The organism is Isachenkonia alkalipeptolytica (assembly GCF_009910325.1).
GTDB lineage: Bacteria > Bacillota > Clostridia > Peptostreptococcales > T1SED10-28 > Isachenkonia > Isachenkonia alkalipeptolytica.
Genome location: NZ_SUMG01000001.1, coordinates 42,211 through 64,402 on the forward strand (window position 1 = coordinate 42,211; position 22,192 = coordinate 64,402).

Annotated in this window: 26 protein-coding genes; 23 read left to right on the forward strand and 3 right to left on the reverse strand. The window is 46.9% G+C overall.

Going from position 1 to position 22,192, the window contains the following annotated elements; translation table 11 throughout:
• Positions 1–29: 29 nt before the first annotated feature.
• On the reverse strand, positions 30–695 hold the full coding sequence (locus ISALK_RS00180; protein WP_160718214.1) for an HAD family hydrolase: 666 nt from the start codon (positions 693–695) through the stop codon (positions 30–32).
• Between the two features lie 184 nt (positions 696–879).
• On the opposite strand from ISALK_RS00180, the gene ISALK_RS00185 reads away from it, so the two are divergent.
• From ISALK_RS00185 to ISALK_RS00230, 10 genes are all read left to right on the forward strand, one after another.
• The gene (locus tag ISALK_RS00185) at positions 880–1,950 is read left to right on the forward strand and encodes a tocopherol cyclase family protein (RefSeq protein ID WP_160718215.1); all 1,071 of its coding nucleotides are present in this window, start codon (positions 880–882) and stop codon (positions 1,948–1,950) included.
• A gap of 15 nt (positions 1,951–1,965) precedes the next feature.
• Entirely contained in the window at positions 1,966–3,186 is a 1,221-nt protein-coding gene (locus tag ISALK_RS00190; RefSeq protein ID WP_160718216.1) for a 6-phosphofructokinase, read from the forward strand.
• Positions 3,187–3,283: 97 nt separating this feature from the next.
• On the forward strand, positions 3,284–4,474 hold the full coding sequence (locus tag ISALK_RS00195) for a coenzyme F420-0:L-glutamate ligase (RefSeq protein ID WP_160718217.1): 1,191 nt from the start codon (positions 3,284–3,286) through the stop codon (positions 4,472–4,474).
• 96 nt (positions 4,475–4,570) lie between these two features.
• Positions 4,571–4,909: a tRNA-binding protein gene (locus ISALK_RS00200; protein WP_160718218.1), complete on the forward strand. Its 339-nt coding sequence runs from the start codon at positions 4,571–4,573 to the stop codon at positions 4,907–4,909.
• A gap of 187 nt (positions 4,910–5,096) precedes the next feature.
• Positions 5,097–5,576, forward strand: a complete 480-nt coding sequence (locus ISALK_RS00205) for a hypothetical protein (protein ID WP_160718219.1) — start codon at positions 5,097–5,099, stop codon at positions 5,574–5,576.
• Positions 5,577–6,098, forward strand: coding sequence for a permease (locus tag ISALK_RS00210; RefSeq protein ID WP_160718220.1), 522 nt, complete (start codon positions 5,577–5,579; stop codon positions 6,096–6,098).
• Positions 6,099–6,241: 143 nt separating this feature from the next.
• Positions 6,242–7,630 carry an MATE family efflux transporter gene (locus ISALK_RS00215; RefSeq protein ID WP_160718221.1) on the forward strand — a complete coding sequence of 463 codons (1,389 nt, stop codon included), beginning with the start codon at positions 6,242–6,244 and terminating at the stop codon, positions 7,628–7,630.
• Positions 7,631–7,642: 12 nt separating this feature from the next.
• Positions 7,643–8,404, forward strand: a complete 762-nt coding sequence (locus tag ISALK_RS00220; protein WP_160718222.1) for a GNAT family N-acetyltransferase — start codon at positions 7,643–7,645, stop codon at positions 8,402–8,404.
• A gap of 187 nt (positions 8,405–8,591) precedes the next feature.
• Positions 8,592–8,831: a thioredoxin family protein gene (locus tag ISALK_RS00225; RefSeq protein WP_160718223.1), complete on the forward strand. Its 240-nt coding sequence runs from the start codon at positions 8,592–8,594 to the stop codon at positions 8,829–8,831.
• Between the two features lie 19 nt (positions 8,832–8,850).
• A complete protein-coding gene (locus ISALK_RS00230) occupies positions 8,851–9,072 on the forward strand; it encodes a YdbC family protein (protein WP_160718224.1) in 222 nt (73 codons plus the stop codon).
• Positions 9,073–9,102: 30 nt separating this feature from the next.
• Here the strand turns inward: ISALK_RS00230 and ISALK_RS00235 are convergent, their stop codons facing one another.
• Complete coding sequence (locus ISALK_RS00235) at positions 9,103–9,573, reverse strand: YaiI/YqxD family protein (protein ID WP_160718225.1); 471 nt, start codon at positions 9,571–9,573, stop codon at positions 9,103–9,105.
• Between the two features lie 217 nt (positions 9,574–9,790).
• Here ISALK_RS00235 and ISALK_RS15245 point away from each other — a divergent pair, with 217 nt between their 5' ends.
• The 10 genes from ISALK_RS15245 (at position 9,791) to ISALK_RS00285 (ending at position 19,405) form a co-directional block, all read left to right on the forward strand.
• Positions 9,791–10,630, forward strand: coding sequence for a methyl-accepting chemotaxis protein (locus ISALK_RS15245; protein ID WP_160718226.1), 840 nt, complete (start codon positions 9,791–9,793; stop codon positions 10,628–10,630).
• A gap of 168 nt (positions 10,631–10,798) precedes the next feature.
• Positions 10,799–11,734, forward strand: coding sequence for an ABC transporter ATP-binding protein (locus ISALK_RS00245; protein WP_160718227.1), 936 nt, complete (start codon positions 10,799–10,801; stop codon positions 11,732–11,734).
• 15 nt (positions 11,735–11,749) lie between these two features.
• Entirely contained in the window at positions 11,750–12,958 is a 1,209-nt protein-coding gene (locus ISALK_RS00250) for an ABC transporter permease (protein ID WP_160718228.1), read from the forward strand.
• Positions 12,945–14,048 (forward strand): ABC transporter permease, encoded by a 1,104-nt coding sequence (locus ISALK_RS00255; RefSeq protein ID WP_160718229.1) that lies wholly within the window; start codon positions 12,945–12,947, stop codon positions 14,046–14,048. Before ISALK_RS00250 ends, ISALK_RS00255 begins: the two co-directional genes overlap by 14 nt.
• Before the next feature lie 74 nt (positions 14,049–14,122).
• Complete coding sequence (locus ISALK_RS00260; RefSeq protein WP_160718230.1) at positions 14,123–15,208, forward strand: sensor histidine kinase; 1,086 nt, start codon at positions 14,123–14,125, stop codon at positions 15,206–15,208.
• A gap of 79 nt (positions 15,209–15,287) precedes the next feature.
• Positions 15,288–15,923 carry a response regulator transcription factor gene (locus ISALK_RS00265; RefSeq protein WP_201756815.1) on the forward strand — a complete coding sequence of 212 codons (636 nt, stop codon included), beginning with the start codon at positions 15,288–15,290 and terminating at the stop codon, positions 15,921–15,923.
• A gap of 16 nt (positions 15,924–15,939) precedes the next feature.
• On the forward strand, positions 15,940–16,761 hold the full coding sequence (locus ISALK_RS00270; RefSeq protein WP_160718231.1) for a CPBP family intramembrane glutamic endopeptidase: 822 nt from the start codon (positions 15,940–15,942) through the stop codon (positions 16,759–16,761).
• An 18-nt stretch (positions 16,762–16,779) separates the two neighbouring features.
• Positions 16,780–17,703, forward strand: coding sequence for an ABC transporter ATP-binding protein (locus ISALK_RS00275; protein WP_160718232.1), 924 nt, complete (start codon positions 16,780–16,782; stop codon positions 17,701–17,703).
• On the forward strand, positions 17,687–18,883 hold the full coding sequence (locus ISALK_RS00280; RefSeq protein ID WP_160718233.1) for an ABC transporter permease: 1,197 nt from the start codon (positions 17,687–17,689) through the stop codon (positions 18,881–18,883). Before ISALK_RS00275 ends, ISALK_RS00280 begins: the two co-directional genes overlap by 17 nt.
• 12 nt (positions 18,884–18,895) lie before the next feature.
• Positions 18,896–19,405: a hypothetical protein gene (locus ISALK_RS00285; protein ID WP_160718234.1), complete on the forward strand. Its 510-nt coding sequence runs from the start codon at positions 18,896–18,898 to the stop codon at positions 19,403–19,405.
• Between the two features lie 147 nt (positions 19,406–19,552).
• Here ISALK_RS00285 and ISALK_RS00290 read toward each other — a convergent pair whose 3' ends face one another.
• Positions 19,553–19,870, reverse strand: coding sequence for a carboxymuconolactone decarboxylase family protein (locus tag ISALK_RS00290; protein ID WP_160718235.1), 318 nt, complete (start codon positions 19,868–19,870; stop codon positions 19,553–19,555).
• Positions 19,871–20,015: 145 nt separating this feature from the next.
• Between ISALK_RS00290 and ISALK_RS00295 the strand changes: the two genes are divergently transcribed.
• From ISALK_RS00295 to ISALK_RS00305, 3 genes are read left to right on the forward strand one after another with little or no spacing between them, the layout of a single operon-like run.
• On the forward strand, positions 20,016–20,219 hold the full coding sequence (locus ISALK_RS00295) for a hypothetical protein (RefSeq protein ID WP_160718236.1): 204 nt from the start codon (positions 20,016–20,018) through the stop codon (positions 20,217–20,219).
• 45 nt (positions 20,220–20,264) lie between these two features.
• The gene (locus tag ISALK_RS00300) at positions 20,265–21,257 is read left to right on the forward strand and encodes a carbonic anhydrase/acetyltransferase (protein WP_160718237.1); all 993 of its coding nucleotides are present in this window, start codon (positions 20,265–20,267) and stop codon (positions 21,255–21,257) included.
• Positions 21,254–21,928 carry a dimethylsulfonioproprionate lyase family protein gene (locus ISALK_RS00305; RefSeq protein ID WP_160718238.1) on the forward strand — a complete coding sequence of 225 codons (675 nt, stop codon included), beginning with the start codon at positions 21,254–21,256 and terminating at the stop codon, positions 21,926–21,928. Before ISALK_RS00300 ends, ISALK_RS00305 begins: the two co-directional genes overlap by 4 nt.
• Positions 21,929–22,192: the final 264 nt, after the last annotated feature.

Below are 22,192 nucleotides of genomic sequence, written 5' to 3' on the forward strand. Positions count from 1 at the left end.
TAAAGTAAGAAAAGGCCCTTAGGAATTTCCTAAAGGGCCTTTCTTGCAATCTTCAAAATCTCCTCCGGCCGGTCCACCACAAAGTCCGCCCCGCTGTCTCGAAGCTCCGCGGCTCCCCGAAAGCCCCAGGAAACGCCGATGCTTTTCACCCCCGCATTTTTTGCCACTTCCATATCCACGTCGGAGTCCCCAACATAAAGCACCTCTTCCTTTTTAAGATTCCACTGTTTCATCAGTGAAAGTAGGGCCGTGGGGTCCGGCTTTAAGGGATAAACTTCCGGGTCGTAGCCTTGAACTGCTTTAAAATCCCAGTCGCTTAAAAAGTATTCCACGGTGGTCAGGGCAAATTCCTGGGGTTTGTTGGTAAGGATCCCGAGAAGGTAGCCTTCCTCTTCCAGGGTGGTGAGTAGTTCTTTGATGCCGGGGTACAGTCGGGATTTATTCTTCCAGTGATGCTGAAAAGATTCCTTCATTTCCTGAACCATGGACTGAACCGTGTTCTCATCAAAGTTTTCCCCTTGGGGCAGGGCCCGGCGAACAAGATTTGGCATGCCGTCCCCGACAAAAATTCGGTACCGGGAAATTTCATGGGTGGGGTAGCCGTGGTTTTCCAGGACCCGGTTCATGGCGTCTCCGAGATCTTCCAGGGTATCCAGTAAGGTGCCGTCTAAATCGAAAAAAATCGCTTTAATCATTTCATTCCCTCCAAGTTCCTAGTAATAACCGTATTATAACACAGATTTTATCAAAGGAAATAAAGGAAAAAAGAGGGTGAATATCGAATAAGTATAGGGTATAGATAAGAGAGAGGGTTTTTAGGAAGAAAAATCAATAAAACGCCAAAACCCGGGACACAGTTTAAATAAAGGAGAAGATGCTATGCCCACCAACCGTAAAAAAACCATGGAGTTTCAGGGAAACTTATCAAAACGCAATTATTTCGAGGGATGGTACTACAAACAGGTAAGCCAGCATGGAAAGATCACCCTGTCCCTGATTCCCGGCATCAGCTTGTTTGACCGGGATAAACACAGTTTTATTCAATACATCCTGTCCTATACCAACGAACAGGGGGAAAAAGAGCTCCTGAACGGGTACGTCCGTTATCCCGTGGAATCCTTTACTTACCAGAAGGAACCCTTTAAGGTGCAGGTGGGAAAATCGATTTTCACCGAGAAAAAAATCTTTCTGGACCTACAGGACCGGGACCGGGTGTTTCGTGGAACCCTGGAAATCCATCCCTTTACACCGATTCATAGAAGTCTGTTTTCCCCCACGATTATGGGGCCCTTTGCCTATCTTCCCGGGATGGAATGCAATCACGGGGTAATCAGTATGAATCATGACATCATGGGGACGATCCAGATGAATGATCAGAGCTTAAAGTTTAACTACGGTCGGGGGTACATCGAAAAGGACTGGGGCAGTTCCTTTCCCGAGGAGTATATCTGGATGCAGTGCAATACCTTTCAGACCCCGGAGACATCCCTGTTTTTCTCCATTGCCCACATCCCTTTTCTCGGCCGTTCCTTTCAAGGACATATCGGCAATCTGCTGTTGAAAAAAAAGCAGTACCGTTTTGCCACCTACAACGGCACGAAGGTTACAGAGCTGCAACGAAAAGGTAAGGAAATCTTCTTTGTGGCGGAAAACAAAGAGGCAACACTAAGGGTTACCGCCCGGCCGGATCAGGAAAGGGAATTGATTGCCCCGTTAAAGGGGAAAATGGAGCGGGTGATCAAGGAAGGGGTTACCGGCACTGTGGCCTTTGAGCTGTTGGATAAGACCACCAATGAGACCTACAGGGACCAGGGAAGGGCAGTAGGCATTGAGGTGGCGGTCGGGGAGAATCGGAGGGTTAAAAAGCTGAATATCCGGGACGTCACCGATGAGGAGAAAGAACCTTTGGAAGAGGAAAAGATAAGGACGGATGAAAACCTGGAAATGTAAAAGGAGGATACGGATATGACATTAAAAGGAAAAGTAGTAATCGCCCAGGGCGGCGGACCCACGGCGGTAATCAATCAATCTTTGGTGGGGGTTGCCTTAGAATCCCGGAAGTTCAGTCAAGTGGACCGGGTATACGGTGCGGTTAAGGGGGTTCGGGGAATCATTGAGGAGGACTTTTTAGATCTCAGCCAGGAAACCACCCATAACCTGGAAAGTGTGGCCCGAACCCCGGCATCGGCCCTGCTTTCCACCCGGGATAAACCCGACGAGAAGTACTGCGAAGAGATTTTTCATGTACTAAAGGCCCATGATGTGCGGTATTTTTTCTACATCGGAGGCAACGACTCCGCCTCCACAGTGCATATTGTCAACGAGAATGCTAAAAAGTCCGATTATGAATTCCGGGCCATTCATATTCCCAAAACCATTGACAACGATCTTTTAGTCAACGACCATACCCCGGGGTACGGCTCCGCGGCGAAATTTGTATCCCAGGCCTTTACCGGGGTGGACCTGGACAACCGGGCCCTGCCCGGAGTATATATCGGCGTGGTGATGGGAAGGGATGCGGGTTTTTTAACCGCGGCCTCCTCCATTGCCCAAAAGTACTATGACGACGGTCCCCATCTGATTTACCTTCCTGAGCGGCCTTTTTCCAAGGAAAAGTTTTTACGGGAGGTAAAAGAAGTCTATGATAAATGGGGCAGATGTGTGGTGGCGGTGTCGGAAGGCATCAAAAATGAAGCGGGAGAGCCCGTAGCCAAGGAACTGATTCAGCGGGCGGAATACGATGCCCACGGAAACATTCTTCTCTCCTCTTCCGGTGCATTAGGAGAAAATCTGGTGAACTATGTGAAGGAAAACTTAAACATCAAGCGGGTCCGTTCCGATACCTTCGGTTATTTACAGCGGTCCTTCATGGGCTGCGTGTCGGAGGTGGATCAGCACGAAGCCCGGGAGGTGGGAGAAAAAGCGGCCCAGTTCGCCCTGTGGCATAATCAGGACGGTTCCGTGACCATCCACCGTACCGGAGACTACTCCGTGGATTATCAGCTGACGGCCCTGGAAAAAGTGGCGAAACATACGAAGTCCATGCCGGATCATTTCATCAATAAGGGGGGCAATCATATCACCGAAGCCTTTCGAAAGTACCTTCGCCCCTTAGTGGGGGAGGAACGATTCTTTGCCCATCATCTTCGGGCTCCTCAGGTGGAGAAAATTTTAAAAAACCGGTAAAACCTTTTGTTTTTTATCCGGAAAACCGATATACTGATACACTGGAAAATAAAAAACTATGAAAACCGTAAAAGGTGATTTTTAGGAGGACATCATTATGGAAAGAATTATCGGAACCGTAACCAGAGGACTGAGAACCCCGATTATCAATCAAGGGGATGATTTGGGAAAAATTGCGGCGGATACCGTACTCAAGGCATCGAAACAGGAAGGCTATGAAGTTCGGGACAAGGATGTGGTGGCCATCACCGAATCCGTGGTGGCCCGGGCCCAAGGGAACTACGCTACGGTGGAGGCCATCGGAAAGGACGTGGCGGAGAAATTCCAGGAAGGAACCGTGGGGGTGATTTTCCCGATATTAAGCCGAAACCGCTTTGCCATTAACCTGAAGGGGATTGCCAAGGGAGCAAAGAAAGTGGTGCTGATGCTGAGCTACCCTTCCGATGAAGTGGGGAATCACTTAATGGATCTGGATATTTTAGATGCCAAGGGGGTCAATCCCTGGACCGATGTTTTGACGGAAAAAGAGTTTCGGGAGCTCTTCGGCTACAACAAACACACCTTCACCGGGGTGGATTATGTGGCGTATTACAAATCCATAGTGGAGGCCTACGGCATTCCCTGTGAAGTGATCTTTTCCAACAACCCGGTAACCATTCTGGAGCATACGAAAAACGTGTTAACCTGTGATATTCACACCCGGGCAAGAACCAAAAGAATTTTAAAGAGGAAAGGGGCCGAAAAGGTATACGGCTTAGACGATATACTGACCCGGTCCATCGATGGCAACGGCTACAATGAAGAATTCGGACTCCTAGGCTCCAACAAAGCCACCGAGGAGAAAGTAAAACTCTTTCCCCGGGACGGACAAAGCCTGGTGGATAGCATCCAGGAAGACCTGTTATCTAAGACCGGAAAGACGTTGGAAGTGTTAATTTACGGTGACGGCGCCTTTAAGGATCCCGTGGGGAAAATCTGGGAGCTGGCGGATCCCGTGGTGTCCCCGGCCTATACCAAAGGCCTGGAAGGAACCCCCAATGAACTGAAGATTAAATATCTGGCGGACAACAACTTCGCCGACCTGTCGGGAGAAGTGTTGAAACAGGCGATTTCCAAGCATATTGAAAACAAAGCCCCGGATTTAAAAGGGGCCATGGAGGCCCAGGGCACCACCCCAAGGCGACTGACGGACTTAATCGGCTCCTTGGCAGACCTTACTTCGGGTAGCGGAGATAAGGGGACCCCGGTGGTGTATATTCAGGGTTATTTCGACAACTATACCAAGTAAACGTCTTAACCTAGGAAGCAGTAGGAATCCTGTGGCAAATACCCTTCCCCGGGGAGGAAATCACAGAAGATATAGCAGATTGAAAGGATGATGATCATGAAGGAACCCATAGGTTTTGAAGACTTTATGAAAGTGGACATCCGGGTGGGGGAGGTCCTGGAGGCGAAAGTGTATCAGGAAGCCAGAAAGCCCGCCTATATCTTGGTGGTGGATTTCGGTGAGGAAATCGGAACCAAAAAATGCAGCGCCCAGATCACCGAGTGCTATGACTGTGAAGAACTTGTTGGCAAACAGGTACTGGGGGTAGTGAATTTCCCGCCGAAACAGATCGGAAAACTGTTGTCCGAAGCCCTCGTTCTGGGGGTTTACAGTGACCAGGGCGTGGTCCTGATCCGACCGGATCAAAAAGTGAAAAAAGGGGATAGACTGGGCTAACATAATAGTACCTGGTAGCCTTTGACCGAGAATCGGGCACAGGAAGGCTTCAGCGGCTCCTCTAAGGTAAGAGTGATAATGCTTACCTTGGAGGGGCTGTTTTATTTGACAGAAGACGAATAACCTGTTATTATTTATACCATACCCCCCCTGCCCTGCGGGGTAAACACAGATGGAGGTGTTCACTATGATTGGATTATATGCAGTTACTGCAATAGCATTTTTAATTTCCTTACTCATTGACCGAGAACGAACCATAAAAGCCGTAAAGATCGGCTGGAAGAAATTCACGAAGATTTTACCGGGATATTTAAAAATCCTGATGATTTTATCCGTGGTGTTGCTTGTGCCCAACGAAATTATAGCCCGGTACCTGGGGGAGAGTTCCTCTTATTTCGGCATTATTGTTGCCGGGATTTTCGGTTCCATAACCATGATGCCCGGATTTATTGCCTATCCCTTAGCCGGTGTGTTTTTGGACCAGGGGGTCAGTTACATGGTAATTGCCGCCTTTGTGACCACGTTGATGATGGTGGGGGTTGCCACCTATCCCGTGGAAAAGCAGTACTTCGGTAAACGGTCCACCATTATACGAAATGTAACAGCCTTTGGAATTGCCATGATCATCGCTCTTTCCATGGGACTGTTTTACGGGGAGTTGATATAAATGACAAAAGCAGTGAAGAACTATATCGGTTTTGGAATTTTTCTATTGATGATCGCCCTGTCCTATGCCACGAATTTTCAGATCGGCATGGATGTGGGAGACAACTTTTGGATTTTCGCCTGGGATATGCTGAGAATTCTGCCTCCGGCCTTCCTGTTAATCGGGATTTTTGAGGTATGGGCCAAGCGGGAGACCATTGAGAAGAGTTTTGGAGGGGTTTCGGGACCGAAGCGCTACATTTACGGAATTTTATTGGCGGCCACCACGGTGGGGGGAACCTTTGTAGCCTTTCCCGTAGCCAATTCCCTATACCATAAGGGGGCGGATTACAATTCAATTTTCACCTACGTCACCGCCGCCTCTTTGGTCATGATCCCCATGAGCATTATGGAGGCCTCCATATTGGGGATTCGCTTTACCCTGATTCGATTAGGAGTCTCCCTGCCCCTGGTAATTCTCAGTGCCGCTCTTTTGGGAGCCTATTTTAAAAAGAAAAAGTATCTACTGCCGGCCCAGGAATAACAAAGGAAGTAGGGACCTCGGATCCTCAGGGATTCGGGGTTTTTTTCAGGAGTTCCCCCTGAATGTCTTTCGAATACTCTAAAAACTTGTTATAATAAAGAGGCATATATTCGGTAGATTGAAAAAAGAAGAGGGGTAAGGCCTTGAGGCGTAATATTACGATACAGAATACCCGGGAAAAAACCATGAAAATGATTTGGCTGTTGGCCTATCCCATTATGATTGGGCAACTACTACATACCTTTATGATGCTGGTGGATATCTGGTTTGTATCAGAGCTTTTGGGAGAAACCGTCACCGCGGCGGTGGGCGCCAGTACCGCTTTAATGGGAGTGGTTCGGGTGCTGCCCTTCTTACTATCCACCGGGGCCATTGCCTTGGTTTCTCAGTATACCGGATCGGAAAGCCCCAAGGACGTTAAGGATGTGGCCAAAAATGCCCTGTTTTTATCGGGGGTTATCGGCATTGTGGCGGGAATCCTGTTATACCAAAATATTGAAGGGGTTCTTCGGATTTTCGGAGACAGTTCGCCTGCAGTCCTGGAGGAAGCGGTGAAATACTTGCGACTGGCCTTTATTTCCATCCCCTTTATCTTTTTCAATGTCACCGCCAAGGCCATTTCCGAAGCCACCGGAGATACGAAAAATCCCGTAATCATTTTTTTGATCATGAACGGGATGAATATTTTTTTGGACTACGTATTTATCGTGGAGTTGAATTTCGGCATCGAGGGGGCCTCTCTGGCCACATTGCTCTCGGAGATCCTGGGGCTGGTTTTAATGACGGCACTGATCGGAAGAAAGGTCCTGCCCTTTAGAGAACTTTTTGCCAGGGGACAGGGGCTTCGGGTGAAAACCTGGGGGGCCATTCTGAAAATCGGCCGGTACTCCATGGTACAAATGATGGTGCGACCGATTACGGGACTGATTATGATGCGCATTGTCCTGGGCCTGGGGGAAACCCCGGCGGCGGCTTTTTCCATCGGAGGAAGACTTTTTGAATTTATTTTTATCTTTTTAAAGGGACTGCAAATTGCGGTCTCCGTATTGGTGGGCCAATCCCTTGGGAGAGGGGATCGAAAAAAAGCCTTTGAAATCGTACGAAAGGGGCTCACCTTGGCTATGATCAATATGGGGGTATTCTTTTTACTCTATGTGGTCCTGGGTCGCTACCTGATGATGATTTTTACCTCCAGTGAGGAACTGATTCAAATCGGGGTGTACTATCTTCGGATTTGCTACCTGGGCGTGATCTTCGTGGTCTTTCCCATTGTCTTAGGGGGAGCCTTTACCGGAGCCGGGGATACCATGCCCCCGATGGTCAGCGCCATTATGGGAAATGTATTGGTAAAAATCCCCTTGGCGGTTTATCTGGGGAATTACACCCCCCTGGAAGAAATCGGGGTTTGGATTGCCATCGCCCTGTCCGTGGTCGTGGAGGCGGCGGTCATCGGCCGGTGGTTTAAGCGGCGAGGCTTAAGTGGGGTGATCAAAGGAAATATCGGGAAAGAAGCATTAACCAATGAAGGGTGAGGAGAGTGGAAAATGGTAGAATCAACGGAGTTTTATAAGATTCAGGGAATGCTGGAAAAATACAAAATGGAAAACATCAACGTCATCGGCAGAATTCGAAACAGTGAGGACAAAACCCTTTTCATCGATGAAAAGGAAAAGCCCCGGGGCTTTATTTTACAGGATGGAGAGTGGCACGCCTTATTCTCTCCGAATAAAGAGGTACTACATAAAATGCTGCAGGATTTTGAGTTTCCCGAGAAAGCCAACTTTTGCGGCATTCCCCTGGACACCGCAAAAGAGGTGTTGAACCACCTGCCCGGCTACGAAGAGGACTGGGAGGAGCCCTGTTATTTGTATTACCTTCCGAAGGAGCGCCATGAGGCCTACCTTCGAAATCATCCCGAGAATTTGGATTCTATACAGGAAAAGGACCTCGATATTGTGGACCGCTTTTATACCTATCGCCATGAGGGGTCGAAGGAGTATTTAAGGGAATGCATTGCAAACCGGCCCTCCTCCATGATTCGGGACGAAGAAGGAAACCCGATTTCCTGGGCCCTGGTCCGGGAGGATCACTCCATGGGGGTAATGTATACCCTAAAGGAGCACCGGAAAAAAGGGCTGGCGAGGAAGGTGTCCATCGACCTGATCAAAAAAGTCATTGAAACCGATAAAACCCCCTATGTCCATATAGTGGAAACCAATACCGCTTCCTGCAACCTGGCTTCGGACTTGGGAATGGTTCCCTGGGGAAGAGTGCTGTGGTTCGGTATGAAAAAAAAGGGTAAGTAAGAAAAAAGATAAGAAAAGAACAATCAAGGGAAATAAAAAATATCCTTAGACTACTAAAATAAAGTAGTCATAAACATATTATAGGAGGAGGGGTCTTATGGAAATCTTAACCACCGTGGAAGAGATTGAAACGTTTCAACAAAAACATCCCATTAATTTCCTTTATTTCGGATCACAGCAATGAGGGGTGTGCCGGGACTTTTTTCCAAAGCTTGAAGCCTTGGTAAAAAAACATCCCCGGGTAGCCTTAGGTAAGGCGGACATTGAAAATCACCCGGAAATTCAAGGGCGCTACAGTGTTTTTGCTGTTCCCCTGGTTATTTTAACCATTGAAGGGAAGGAAACCCTTCGGGAGGCCCGAAGCATTTCCCTGGATATTCTGGAAGAAAAACTGATACGCTATGAAAAACTGTTGTTTGACACGTAAGAGAAAGGGGGACACTGATATGGCGGGAATTAAATTTGAAATTGAAAAAAAGTACGGGGTTGTTTCCACCTCTCCAAAGGGTTGGAATAAAGAGTTGAATCTGGTGAGCTGGAACGATCGACCGGGAAAGTTTGATATCCGGGACTGGGATCCGGACCATGAAAAAATGGGAAAGGGGATTACCCTGACGAAGGAGGAACTTCGTCAGCTCCGGGATTTGTTGAATGAAATGGATTTGTAAAAGCTTCGGGATCTGTTTCGGGAGGCACCTTTAGGATGAGCCGGGGGTGGTCTCGGTCAACAGTTTTTTTAGCGCCGTGGTAAAGAGGAGATTGTCCCGATCTTCTCTTTTTTTGATTTTAGGGCCTTTCAGATTCTGCATACGTTCCTTCCGGCTGACATGGCGGGACTGGAGTAAAAAGTGGATTTGATCTTCCGTGATGATTTTCCCGTTTTGATCGATGCAGTGTCCTTTTTTGGAGATCACCATGGCGCAGAGGCCGTTATCCTGGGTAACCACAATGTCTTCCGGATGCATACGGGTAAGGATATAAAAATCTGCGGCGTCCCGGGAAACCTCCACGGTAACGATGGTGGCGTAATCGCTTTCCAATTGGATGCTATGGTTTTTCACCAGGGTTACGGGGAGGCGGTATTCTTTGGCCAGGGCGATGGTTTCTTTGACCACAGGACAGCCGTCGGCGTCAATCCAGATTCTTCGGGGGCTTTGCACTTTCGTCATAAAGGGCACTCCTTTCGGTTTTAAAGATTTCCCATAAGTATATCATGGGAGGGGGCTTTTAAAAAGACCGAGAGAAGCCAGGAGAAAAAAAGCATTGGGACTGTAATAAAAAATAGAGAAATAAACGGAATTATGATAAAATAGTTGAAAACATATTTACGGTCTTTGGGACTGGGGATGTGAAAATGTTGAGGTAAAACTTTAGGAGGTTTTAACAGTGAACAAAGAAGAAAAGTTACATAGTCTTGCCCATACCGCAGAATTATTTCAGGAAATTGTATCCGTAGATATCGGGATCGCCGTAACGGACCGGGATTCCTATTTGGAATATCGACCGGGAAAAACCATTGATTTTAAGCTAAATGTGGGTGACCCTCTGCCGAGGGATACGGCGGCTTATCGGTGTATGGAAGAAAAACGAAAGATTACCACTCATAAAAATAAGGAGGAGTCTCCCTGGGGAATTCCCTACTTGGCCATTGCTTATCCCGTTATTAATGAGGACAATCAGGCCATCGGTTCCGTGGTAACCATCGAGAGTGTGGAGTTTCAGGAATTTATCTCCTCCACCGCCGGTACCCTGGGGGCTTCCTCGGAGGAGCTGACCGCCTCTCTGGAAGACCTTCGGGTCAGAACCGAGAGCATACTGAAAGTGGGCGACCAGGTGTCCGAAACCTCTAAAGAAATGCTGGATCAGGCCAAGGAGACGGATAAAATCCTAAGTATGATTCAGGAAATTGCCAAGCAAAGTAATTTACTGGGGTTGAATGCTTCCATTGAAAGCGCTAGAGCCGGGGAAGCGGGCAAAGGCTTTGCTGTGGTAGCGGAGGAAATCCGAAAGCTTTCCACCAACAGTTCTGAATCCGGGGTGTTGATCGGAGAAAAGCTGGAAGGGATGAAAAACGCGATTTTAGAAGTACAAAACCACTTAGAGCAAATGAGCAGTGATGTGGATCAGCAGTACACCGTGATTAAGGAGATCGGATCCGCCAGCGGGGAATTAGCGGAACTGGCCCAGGAACTTTCCGATTACTCGGAGAAGTATACCAAAGGATAAAGATAAAGAGAGACCCGGAGTCGTTTCCGGGTTTTTTTATGTTCTTTTTTACCCGGGAGTTCAAAGAAGTGACAAATGTCATAGGGAGGAATGACAGGGACCACTACCCCCGGCGGTTTTTCTAACGTAGAATAAAGGAAAGATCAAAAGAAAGAGGAGGACGGGGTTATGATCGTGGAAATAAAAGACTTGGTAAAGCGCTACGGAGAGGAGCTTGCCCTGGATCACTTAAGCTTGAAAATCCTACCCGGGGAGATCTTCGGACTCCTGGGACCCAATGGTGCGGGAAAGACCACACTGATCAACAGCATGTTAGGACTTACCAAAGTCCAGGGGGGAGAAATTCGAATATTTGATAAGGACCTGGGGATTTACTATGACCGAATCAAAAAGGAGGTAGGGGTGGTTCCCCAGGAATTAGCCCTATATGAGGATTTGACCGCCTATGAAAATGTGGAGCTGTTTGCGGGACTGTACGGACTGCGGGGGACGGATAAAAAAGAGAAGGTAGATGAGGCCCTGGCCTTTGTGGGTCTCTTAGAGCGAAAAAAACAGTTTCCCAAAAAATTCTCAGGAGGAATGAAACGACGGTTGAATATCGCCATGGCCATTGTGCACCAGCCGAAACTGGTGATTATGGATGAACCTACCGTAGGGATCGACCCACAGTCCAGAAATCAAATACTGGAATCCGTCAAGACCTTAAATCGGCGGGGCATCACTATTATTTATACCAGTCATTACATGGAGGAAGTGGAAGGGATTGCGACGAATATCGGTATTATGGATAAGGGGCGAATTATTGCCCTGGGAACCAATAGGGCATTAAAAGAGCTGATCGACTTTGAACAGCGGGGAAGCTTTACCGTAGAAAAACCGGACTCCCTCCTTCGGGAAGCGGTGGAAAGAATCTCCGGGGTAAGCAGCACTTCCCTGGAAGAGGAGCGGTTGATCGTTGGCTGGAAAAAAGGAACTTCCCCCATGGGAGAGATCGTAAAGGTTATCACGGAACAGGGATACACCCTCAGAGGGGTGACGGTAAAAGAGCCGAATCTGGAACAGGTCTTTTTAACCCTGACGGGAAAAAGTCTTCGGGATGATTAGGAGGGAGGGAGGAAAATGAAGCTATTAAATATTGCTAAAGTAACGTTTTTCCGTCGTCTTCGGGATAAACAGGAGTTGTTGACCAATATATTTTTGCCCCTGCTGTTGATCTTTATTTTAGGGACCGCCCTTCAGGGCAACTTCGGTGTCAGTGAACTGGGGGATATTCCCACAGCCTATCTAAATGAGGATAAAGGTCCCGGCGGGGAGGCTTTTGAAGAGTTTTTAGAAGAGGAAGAAATTAAACAGTGGCTTCATGTAATTCCCGTGGATTCTTATGATCAGGGGCTGGCCTTGATCGATCAGCGGGAGGCTTTGACTTTCATTTATCTTCCTGAGAATTTTTCTGAAGGGATAGCCTCCGGCGGGGGAGGAACCATTGAAATTCGAGATGCAGGTCTTTCTCAATTGCTGCCTTCCGTGGTGAATAATATTGTTGAAAGCTATACTCAGGGAGGGAATTTGATGCTGGCTCTTATGGACATGGAGAGGACGGCGTTAAAGGAAACCTCCGTAGAGAATTCCCGGTTTTTTACGGAAAAGATCAGGGTGGGCGGGGAGGACAATGTCCAAAAACCCCTTATTCTTCGAAACACCCTGGACGGGGGAGAAAAACAGATTTCCGGTATGGATTATTATGCCGTTACTATGCTGGTGATGTTTATTATGTGGGGAATTTTTACCGGCGCCCAAAGCCTTACGGAGGATCTTTTCACACCTCTGAAAACCAGAATTTATATGGCACCGGTGGGAAAGCTTAGTTACTTTTTAGGGAAAACCATCGGTGTATTAGGTACCTTTATTTTTCAAATTCTTGTGATCATTTTCTTTACCAAATGGGTCTATGGCGTGGGCTGGGGAGAAACCTTATGGCCGATTCTCGGCATCAGCGTAGTACTTTCCCTTGTGGCCATCGCCATCGGTATCGCCATTGCTTTGTCGGCACCCTCGGAAAGTGGATCTGCAGCCATCATCAATGGGTTTGTGGTGATTTCCACTTTTGTGGCGGGGGGATTCTTTCCCATTGAGATGGAAAGTTCCCTGTTTAGGATAATCCGAAGTCTCAGTCCGAATTATCATGCCCAGCAGGGGATATTCAATGTGGTTTACAACGGTTCGACGGCCGCCATTGGGGAATCGATCCTCAGTTTGCTCGCCATCAGTGCCGGAGTTTTGCTTATGGCTTTTTATCAGGGAAGGAGGAAAACCCATGAAGATCTTTAAAAGCAATATTAAAAGAATTTTGCGGGATAAAGCCAGTATGGTTTCCATGATTTTGGTCCCCGTGGTGTTTATTTCTCTATATTTTATCGCCAATACCTCGGGAGGCTCGGGGGGGATCCGTATAGGCATCCATGACGAAGACCAAACGGCAATGACGGAAATCATTCATAATAACCTTGAGGAAAACTTCACCCTTCAAGAGGTAACCCTGACAGAAATCCAGGGGATGCTTTTTTCCGGGGACTTGGACTACGCTATTCATTTTCCTGAAGGGTACACGGAAAAGACGATTCAAGGAGAGACCCCGGGGGTTGAAGGCTACGAAAGCATGGACAACCAGCGGTATCAGCCCTTTATTTTCTACTTTGAAAACTATCTTTTGGGGATCCATTCTTTGGCCGGGGAAGCCCAGGGAGAGGAAGCCCTGTTTTATCAGGGACTGGAATTTTATGATCCGGGAATGCTGGGGATCAATTATGAGACGACCGGGGCCACCCGGGCACACAGTATCAGTTCTATGGGTTTTTTAGTGATGGGGATTCTGTTTTTCTCCATCCGTTCCACCACGTTGATTTTAAAGGATCGAAAAACGAAAATTTTTCAGCGGATCTTAACCAGCCCCCTGTCCATCCGGCAGTATATGTTGGAAAACATCCTAAGCTTTGCCCTGTTGATTCTCCTTCAGATCGGACTCATCTTAGTGATTGTGGCGGGGGTTTTCCGGGTGCCCATGGGACCTTCCCTGATCAATCTCTTGGTAATGCTGTTTCTTTTCGGTCTCAGCAGTATCTCCCTGGGAATATCCATGGTTTCCCTGGGAAAGGATCAGCATAAAATGACCACCTTGACCACACTGTTGGCCACACCGATGCTGATGCTGGGTGGCGTTTTCTGGCCCGTGGAGATTATGCCCGAGCCCCTGCAGAACATCGGCATGTTCATCCCCGTAACCTGGGCGATGAAAGGCATTGAGGGGGTTATGTACGGAAGCGCCCTGGGAGAGTTATGGCTGGAAGCTCTGATTCTTATAGGTTTTACCTTATTATTCTTTTTGCTGGGTTCCTGGAGACGAGAAGATGTGGCGCAATAGGCCGGAAGGATGATATAATGAAATAAAAGAAAAAGCCTGTAGTGTCTGGCTTTTTCTAAGGGTCGGTGATTAGGATGAAAGAACTGGGTAAAGGTTTTAAAATCGGATATTTATTAATTTTTCTCGGTTTCGTGGTAACTACGGAAACCGTGGGAAATCCTGTGCCCTTATTGATCATCGCCTTTGTATTAATACAGTTGATCTATGAAAAATATTTTCCCCACCGAGGGTTTTTGGTGCTGCAGTTAGTCCCCCTGCTTTACGGAATATTTATGGCTCCCTATATGGTTTTACTGTTTCCTCTTTGGGTATATGATATGGTGCAGGAAAAACAACTCTGGGGGATCCTTCTTCCCGTTGCATTAGGGATTTACCTTGAAGACTTGGAAGGGTTTTGGATCCTGCTGTTCCTGGTAAGTCTTACAGGTTTCGCCTCCTACGGAATATCCACCTTGTTGGAAAAAGAACAGGGGCTGCAGCAATCCTTCGATGAAGAACGACGGCTTCGCTATCAGCTGGAAAAGCAAAAGATGGACTTGATCCAATCCAACAGGAAGGTTCAGGCGTTAACTGAAGCCACGGAGAGAAACCGAATAGCCGGGGAGATCCATGATAATGTGGGCCATGAAATCGCCGGGGTATTGATGCAATTGGAAGTAGGGGAAAAACTTATGGAGCGGGATCCGGATGCGTCGAAAAAAGCCATCCTCCAGGCAAGAAGCAAACTTGCCGATACCTTGGTACTGTTGCGAAACACGGTACATAATTTAAGACCCCGGGAAAAAAGCGGTCTTCAGTACTTAAAAGAGGTTATCGAGGGCTTTGAATACGGAAACATTCATTTTGAACATTCGGGAGACTTCAATCCCCTTTCCAACCTGCACTATGAGGTTCTGGGAAGCAATCTGAAAGAAGCCTTGACCAATATCCAAAAATATTCCCGGGCAGAGAACATTATCATTAAAATTGAAGCCATGGACAAATTGGTGCGACTGTATGTTAAGGATGACGGCATCGGATGTAATGCCCCGTCTTTTAACCAAGGCATGGGTCTGAAAGGCATGAAGGAACGGGCGGAGAATTTAGGTGGGAATCTTTCTGTGGACGGGAAAGAGGGGTTTCTGGTTGTGACAATTCTTCCGATAGATAAAAAATCTTAAACTCTCCGTAGTTTTAAAGGAAGCGGCTACGCCAAGCTTTTATAAGCATCGGGGAAGGGTGAAAAGAGAGGTGAAGAAAATGATTCGGGTACTGTTAGTGGATGATGACAGTTTGATTTGTGAGAGTTTGAAGATTCTTTTGGAACTGCAGGGAGACCTGGAAGTGGCAGGGACCTGCAAAAATGGCCAGGAGGCTCTGGCACTGCTGGAAAAAGAGGATGTGGACGTGGTGCTGATGGATATTCGAATGCCGGTGATGGACGGAGTGCAGGCAACTAAAACCATGAAAGAAGCCCATCCTGATAGGAAAATCATTTTGCTGACCACCTTTAAAGAGGATGAATACATTAAAGAAGCCATCGGCTATGGGGCGGAGGGTTATATTTTAAAAAGTCAGTCCTCGGACAGCATTATTGAAAGCATCCGTTCGGTGTTTAAAGGAAACACGGTTTATCAAAAAGAGGTGATGACCTCTTTGACGGATTTGATGAAAAAACCCCCGGAGCCTTTACCCATGGAGGAAGACCTCACTCCTCGGGAAATGGAAATATTAAAAGGGGTGGGCGAGGGGAAATCCAACAGAGAAATTTCTCAAGCCTTGTTTTTAGGGGAAGGTACCGTTCGAAATTACATTACCAAGCTACTGGACAAACTGGAACTACGAGACCGGACCCAATTGGCGATTTACTACTTAAAGCATGGGAAAGAAGAATAAACAGGGGGAGTACTAGATGAAAAACACACTGAAAATCGTTATGACGATTTTAAGCACTTTTATGGTTTATATTGCAGCGAATGTTTTTGCGGGCATTCTGATGGGCGTTTATTACGGCGGACTTTACGGGGAGGAAGCAGACTTGGCGGGCATGGACACCTTTATCGCCGAAAATACCAATATTTTATTGATTGGGGCAAGTCTCATTGCCTTGGGTATTTTTTGGATTGCCTATAAAGTACAGAGAAAAAGCATTTCTAAGGCCCTGGGTATTAAGAAATTAAAAACCCGGGAAATCCCCGCTACTTTGTTCACCGGAGTTTTTTTCTCGCTGTTTCTCTTTGCATTGATGTCTCTGACCAATATTCACCGTCTGTTCCCCAGCCACGGGGAGGTTATGGAAGCTATTGTCCCCGTCGAAGGGAACTTTTTGTTGATTTTTTTGTCCGTAGCCATTGTGGTGCCCTTGTTTGAAGAAGTGATGCACCGGGGGATTATCTATCAGCAGTTGAAAAAAGGTTTTTCTGTGCCCATGGCCATTATTTTTCAGGCCCTGATTTTCGGGGTCTTTCATTTTAACTGGCTGCAGGGGATCTACGCTTTTATCGGGGGCATTGTTCTGGCCCTGCTTTATGAATACACCAAATCCCTGTGGGCTCCGATCTTGATGCATATGGGATGGAACGCCACCTCCCTGTTTATTCCCCCGATTTATTCAAACCTGGTGTTGGCCGGGGTACTGGTTCTTTCCTTGGGAATGCTGATATTTTTCCTGAAAAAATTAAAGGGGGAACAAAAAGTGTTTTCAAGGAACAGCGAGGCTTATGAAAATTATTAGTAGGCAGGAGGAAGTCCAATGGAAAACGTATTGACCATAAAAAATGTGACCAAAGCCTTTGGTGGAGTCGAGGTGGTGAAGAATGTATCCTTTGAGGTGGAAAAAGGAGATATTATGGGAACTCTGGGTCCGAACGGAGCGGGGAAATCCACCTTGATTCGAAATATTATGGGAATGATTTATCCCGATAAGGGGGAAGTGAGTTTTTTTCTCGGCGGAAAAAAACAGCGCCTGCCCCTGGATAAAATCGGATATCTTCCCGAAGAGCGGGGCCTTTATAAAGACGTTACCATTCAGGATATTATCTTCTATCTTGCGGGACTGAAGGGTTACCCCAAGGGAAAAGCCAAGGACCGCTTATCAAAATACCTGGAAATGTTTGATCTTGGAGGCATGGAAAAGCGGAAAATCGAGGAGCTCTCCAAAGGGATGGCCCAAAAAGTCCAATTTATCGGAGCGATTATCCATGAACCGGAGTTTTTGATACTGGATGAGCCCTTTTCCGGACTGGATCCGGTAAGCCAGGATCTTTTCCGGGAGGAGATACGCAGTCTTTCTCGGGGAGGGGTCAGCATCCTGCTGTCCTCCCATCAAATGAATTTGGTGGAGGCCCTGTGCAACCGGATTTTTTTAATCAACAAGGGGGAAAAGGTAATTTACGGAACCTTGGATGAAGTCAAGGAGCAGTTTTCCGATTTTAAATGTACCCTGTACGGAGAGAATTCCAGGGAGATCTTTGAACAGCTTCCAGGGGTTGAAAGAGTCCAGTGGGAAGAGGGAAAATCCGTAATCTACCTGATGAAGGATACCACCCCTCAGAAGTTTTTGCGTCAACTTCCCCAGGACCTTCATATCAAGGAACTGCATATGGACCGGATTTCTCTTCATGACATTTTCGTAAACATTGCCAGGGGAGGTGTAAGCCATGGGGCAAACCTTTAAAGTAGCTCTATGGGAGCTGAAGAAGAACTTAACCAACAAAACTTTTTTAATCTCCATGGCCCTAACCCCTCTAATTATGATTGTTTTCGGGGCACTGCCCACGGTGCTGGAATCTTTGGAGAGAAACCAAATGGATTATATTTACGTGGTGGACGAAATAGGGGTTTATGAAGCCCTGGAAGGCAAGGTAGACCAAGAACAGTATCAATTGGAAAACTTTGAAGGGGACGTGGATGCCTTGGAGGAAAAGGCCATTGAGGAGGACCGAACCTCTTATATTATCATCGATGAGGAAGGTTTTCAGTCCCATCAGTTTACCCTGCATTCGGGAGATGATTCAATGATTCCCTTAAGTGGTTTTCAGTCAGCCCTAACCGAGACATTACAGGAACGAAAAATCGATGAAGCAGGGATTGACCGGGAAGTGGCAACGTATATCACCACGGATTTTTCCATCCAACAGACTTCTTTGCTGGAAGAGGACCTGGATTTTCTCAATCGACTGATTCCTGGAGTATTCGCAGGAATGATTCTGATTTCCGTTTTTATTTCCGGAACCATGACCTTCCAGAGCGCCACCCAGGAAAAACGGGATAAAATGACGGAGGTGTTGCTCTCTTCCGTAAGTGCCCGGGATCTAATGCAGGGGAAAATTATCGGATATTTTTTTCTGGGATTAATTCAGGTGGGGGTTTGGGCAGGGGTAGGGCTGCTGGTGGCCACCTACTACTTTGATGTGCCGGTACTGGAGTATTTATTTGTATCGGAACTGCCCTTAATGCTTCTGTATGCCCTGATCGGTTATTTGATGTTCTCTGCTCTGTTTGTCAGTATGGGGGCCACGATCAACGATATTTATTCTGCGGGAAACTTTCAAGGAGTGCTGTTTATTATTCCCATGCTCCCCATATTTTTCATCGGGGCCATTATACAAAATCCCCATGGGATTGTGGCTCAAGTGGGTTCCTACTTCCCACTGTCCACCCCGGGGGTAATGCTTTTTCGACTGGTGATTGCCTCTAGGGTACCGCCGGGGGAAATTATTCTGAGCCTGGGAATTTTAGTGATTACCACAATTTTCATAATGCGTTTGGCCGGTAAAATATTTAAAACCGCGCTGCTGATGTACGGAAAAAATGCCACACCGGCGGAAATTTTCCGATGGGCTCGGCAAAAATAAGGAGGACCGATTATGGATCGAAAATGGTTAGGACTGTTGTTGATAATTATCGGGGGAATTTTTTCCCTCAGCAATTTAGGGTATTATCCCGGAGAGTTTACCTTGATGATTGTAGGGATATTGTTAGTTGTGACCTATTATCGGTCGGGAGATTCGGTATACCGACGGAAACAGGGATTGTTGATTACCGGGGCCATTGTTACCATGGTGGGACTCTTTGCCGTTATTGAGCAAAACCTCCCTGTGGGAAATCGGGACGGTTATCTGTTCTTTGTTTTTCTTGGGATTGCTTTTCTTGCGGTTTTTCTGATTCATACCCGGCATTTGAAAACTCTTCCTTTAGGGAAAAGACGGTGGCCGCTGTATCCCGCCGCCGCCCTTGGAGGATTCGCTTTGTTTGTATTTGTCGTCGAATTTATGGATCAGGATTTGATCGAACCGGTTCTAAACAATGCTTTTCCCGTGGGATTAATAGTGGTAGGGGTTATTTTGATTGTAAAAGCCTTTAGAAAAGGAAAATAAAACATTGTGAACGAAACAATTTATAAAAACTTAACAGCAAAAAATGCAAATAAACAGCAAAATAAGCAAATAAACAGCAAAAAAAAAGAATAAAAAAAGACTTCCGGTTCAGAAACAACTTGAACGGGAGGTCTTTTTTCAGTTTGTTTACTGCTCTGCAATTTCCCGGAAGATCAGCAAAGCCTCCATCATTCTAGGAAAGCCCACGCTTGGGGCGAGGAGCAGCAAGGTGTGTTGAATTTCCTCGGGGCTGCATCCCGCGGCCATGGCTTTGGTGATGTGGGTTTTCAGTGCGAAGGGATAGCCTTCCGTGGCAGAGACGGAAATTTTAATCAGCCATCGGGTTTTTTCATCCAGGGGCCCTCCCTGTTCGTGGATTTTTTTGCCGTAGGTTTCGTAAGCCTGGTAGATGTCGGGATAGTGTTTTTGGAAATAACTGAAGTGATCTTGAATTTTGTTGTCCATGGTTGTACTCCTTTCTTAAGTTTTTTACTGTACATATTTTTTATTGTACATACTTAATGTATACTCAAAAAAATGATATTTATTCAGAATCTTGGGAATCAATAGGATGTAGAGTTTTTTTAAATATGAAAGGGGCGATGGAAAAATGAAATTTGGTATTCGAAAACCCAGTATGAAAAAGCGTGTTTCTGCAAGAATCAGTCCGAAGCGGCAGATTGTTCACCGGGCGGGGATTAAAATGCCCAGAGGCAAGGGCTGGGCCAGAAATCCCAAAAAGTACGCCTACAATAAAGTCTACCGCCGAACTTCCTTTGACATTTTCAAACTGTTTAAAAAGCTGTTTAAGTAAAACCTTTAATAAAGGATTCCATGAGGTTGAAGGGAGGTTGAAGGGATGACAATCAATACTGCGAATTCCGCCGGTCTTAAGGGTTCCATGGAGCTTGGGACAAGGGTCTACATCGCCCAGGGAACCGTGATAAGAGGCGGTGAAGAACCGGGGAGTCTTAGCCTGGGAAATCACACTTGGGCTCTGGAAAATTCGGTTTTAGTGGGTTCGAAGGAAATGCCCACAACGGTAGGCAGCAAAACCGTTTTCGGCCATAAATGCGTGGTGCTGAACAGTACCATTGGCCACTTATGCGAAGTAGGCAACGGGACAATATTTATGCCCGGGTCCAAAGTGGGGAACTACTGTATTTTCGGAGAAGGAACCCTGGTCCCCGAAGGAATGGAGATTCCCGAGAAGTCTGTGGTTGTGGGACGTCCCGCTCGGGTCCTTCGAAAACTCACCGGGGAGGATGAAAAGAGAATTAAACAGATGAGAGGCGGAGACATTACACTCTCCCCCTTTGAAGGGACCCGGATCGAAGAGAAGCTAAAGGAGGAAGGGGATATGGGAAAGACCTATGAGATTCAAGGAAAGCAGCCGGTGATCGGAAAGAACAGTTATCTTGCCCCCGGGGCGGAAATAAACGGGGACGTGATCATTGGGGATAACACCGTTATCGCCGACGGGGTAAGGATTATCGGAAACTCTCACGGTCCGGTGCGGATCGGCAATCATGTGCAGATTTTAGAGAACTGCGTGCTCCATTTACTTCCGGATAATCAGCTGATTATTGAGGACCGGGTAGTGGTCGGTCCCGGATCCATTATCCACGGCACCACTCTTAAGGAGGGAACCATCGTGGAATCGGGAAGCAACGTCTGTGACTACAGTGAGCTGGGCAGCAACTGTCTGGTGAAAGCGGGAACCCTGATAAAGCAGCGGAGCAAATTTGAGGATGACTCCATTATTGAAGGATTCCCGGGAAAAACCGTGGGAAAGCTTCAAATAAAACAGCCTCACCCTCCCTGGGCCTATCCGAAGGAAGCCAGAAAATGATGGAGGGGTTATGGGACAAGGCGGCGCGAAAAGAACTGCAACAGTTACTGGGTCACACTCAAAAGCTTTATCAGGAAGTGCTGAACTGGGAAGAGAGGGAAAAGAATAAGGACTTGAAAAAAATCTTTCATATACAACAGGTGATCCGGGAGTTGGAGGAACGAAGAAAATGCTTTGAAATCAAGGGCTACGTTCCTAAGATGAAACCAGTTTGTGAGGGGCTGAAACCCCAGGGGAAAAAGGAAATCTCCGGGGCTTCAGAGGAAGGAGAGGGAATCCTTGAATTTTTGAGAAACCACCAGGGGAAACTCTGCTGGCAGTACGGTTATGAAAATCTACCCAGGGCATTGGAAAAGGATTTTGCCTTCGGAGAAGTGCTGGGGGCCGAGGCACCGATTCTTCCGAAGAAAATTACTTTGGGTTTTGTGTTGTTATCCCCGAGTACCGATTACCCCAAACACGTCCATGAAGGGGTGGACGAGCTTTATATCAATTTGGGAGGCCCCTGTGAAATAAACGGTGTAACGGTGCCTAAGGGAGAGAGTTATCATGTGATCTCCGGTAAGCCCCACGCTATTCAAGCATCGAAAGAAGCTATGGGAATTCTTCTGTACACCTGGACCTTTCCTTCCGGGACCCCGGAGAAATACGAAATGCGCTTTGTGGAATGAAAACCGTCAAAAAAAGCACCTTGGAGATATAAAAAAAACATTATGAAAAAATTAATAAATATGCATTGACAGTGGCCGGAGGATTCTATATACTATTTTCAATCAATCATTAGTTTGAAATATTATGACAAATTCATAATGCAGCTACGTTGAAGGAAAATAGTAGAGAAAAATGTTATTAAGCGAACAGGGAAACAGTGAAAGCCCTGGGAACCTCTTTTTTTCGAACCCGTTCCGAAGTAGATCCCGGCGAAAAACCGTTAA